The sequence below is a fragment of the Streptomyces sp. NPDC003943 genome, assembly GCF_053605265.1.
The window spans coordinates 1-2,397 of record NZ_JBSGIW010000187.1 but is presented as its reverse complement, the minus strand read 5'-3'; the positions used below and the strand labels follow the sequence as shown (position 1 = coordinate 2,397).

General features: G+C 56.6%; 1 rRNA gene. It reads right to left on the bottom strand.

The features are described 5' to 3' along the window. Positions 1 to 32: 32 nt before the first annotated feature. Positions 33 to 2,397, bottom strand: a 23S ribosomal RNA gene (locus tag ACWEV0_RS35845); the annotation flags it as partial.

Below are 2,397 nucleotides of genomic sequence, written 5' to 3'. Positions count from 1 at the left end.
CTTCAGAACTAACACAGTGGACGCGAGCAACTGAGGACAAGCCCTCGGCCTATTAGTACCGGTCAGCTCCACCCATTACTGGGCTTCCACATCCGGCCTATCAACCCAGTCGTCTACTGGGAGCCTTACCCTCTCAAGGAGGTGGGAATACTCATCTCGAAGCAGGCTTCCCGCTTAGATGCTTTCAGCGGTTATCCCTCCCGAACGTAGCCAACCAGCCATGCCCTTGGCAGAACAACTGGCACACCAGAGGTTCGTCCGTCCCGGTCCTCTCGTACTAGGGACAGCCCTTCTCAATATTCCTGCGCGCACAGAGGATAGGGACCGAACTGTCTCACGACGTTCTAAACCCAGCTCGCGTACCGCTTTAATGGGCGAACAGCCCAACCCTTGGGACCGACTCCAGCCCCAGGATGCGACGAGCCGACATCGAGGTGCCAAACCATCCCGTCGATATGGACTCTTGGGGAAGATCAGCCTGTTATCCCCGGGGTACCTTTTATCCGTTGAGCGACGGCGCTTCCACAAGCCACCGCCGGATCACTAGTCCCGACTTTCGTCCCTGCTCGACCCGTCGGTCTCACAGTCAAGCTCCCTTGTGCACTTACACTCAACACCTGATTGCCAACCAGGCTGAGGGAACCTTTGGGCGCCTCCGTTACCCTTTGGGAGGCAACCGCCCCAGTTAAACTACCCATCAGACACTGTCCCTGATCCGGATCACGGACCGAGGTTAGACATCCAGCACGACCAGAGTGGTATTTCAACGACGACTCCACAACCACTGGCGTGGCCGCTTCACAGTCTCCCACCTATCCTACACAAGCCGAACCGAACACCAATATCAAACTGTAGTAAAGGTCCCGGGGTCTTTCCGTCCTTCTGCGCGAAACGAGCATCTTTACTCGTAGTGCAATTTCACCGGGCCTATGGTTGAGACAGTCGAGAAGTCGTTACGCCATTCGTGCAGGTCGGAACTTACCCGACAAGGAATTTCGCTACCTTAGGATGGTTATAGTTACCACCGCCGTTTACTGGCGCTTAAGTTCTCAGCTTCGCCCAGACGAATCTGAGCTAACCGGTCCCCTTAACGTTCCAGCACCGGGCAGGCGTCAGTCCGTATACATCGCCTTACGGCTTCGCACGGACCTGTGTTTTTAGTAAACAGTCGCTTCTCGCTGGTCTCTGCGGCCACCCCCAGCTCACACTGCAAGAGTGATCACCGGGTGTGGCCCCCCTTCTCCCGAAGTTACGGGGGCATTTTGCCGAGTTCCTTAACCATAGTTCACCCGAACGCCTCGGTATTCTCTACCTGACCACCTGAGTCGGTTTAGGGTACGGGCCGCCATGAAACTCGCTAGAGGCTTTTCTCGACAGCATAGGATCATCCACTTCACCACAATCGGCTCGGCATCAGGTCTCAGCCTTAACGTGTGACGGATTTGCCTACCACACGGCCTACACCCTTACCCCGGGACAACCACCGCCCGGGCTGGACTACCTTCCTGCGTCACCCCATCGCTTACCTACTACCACCTTGGGTCAGCGGCTCCACCACTTTCCTTTCCCCGAAGGGTCCGGAACGGCTTCACGGCCTTAGCATTAATGGGCTCGATATTGGGCGTTTCAAAGCGGGTACCGGAATATCAACCGGTTGTCCATCGACTACGCCTGTCGGCCTCGCCTTAGGTCCCGACTTACCCTGGGCAGATCAGCTTGACCCAGGAACCCTTAGTCAATCGGCGCACACGTTTCTCACGTGTGTATCGCTACTCATGCCTGCATTCTCACTCGTGAACCGTCCACAACTCGCTTCCGCGGCTGCTTCACCCGGCACACGACGCTCCCCTACCCATCACAGCACCCGTTGGGGCTATACGCTGCAATGACACGACTTCGGCGGTACGCTTGAGCCCCGCTACATTGTCGGCGCGGAATCACTTGACCAGTGAGCTATTACGCACTCTTTCAAGGGTGGCTGCTTCTAAGCCAACCTCCTGGTTGTCTCTGCGACTCCACATCCTTTCCCACTTAGCGTACGCTTAGGGGCCTTAGTCGATGCTCTGGGCTGTTTCCCTCTCGACCATGGAGCTTATCCCCCACAGTCTCACTGCCGTGCTCTCACTTACCGGCATTCGGAGTTTGGCTAAGGTCAGTAACCCGGTAGGGCCCATCGCCTATCCAGTGCTCTACCTCCGGCAAGAAACACACGACGCTGCACCTAAATGCATTTCGGGGAGAACCAGCTATCACGGAGTTTGATTGGCCTTTCACCCCTAACCACAGGTCATCCCCCAGGTTTTCAACCCTGGTGGGTTCGGTCCTCCACGAAGTCTTACCTCCGCTTCAACCTGCCCATGGCTAGATCACTCCGCTTCGGGTCTTGAGCGTGCTACT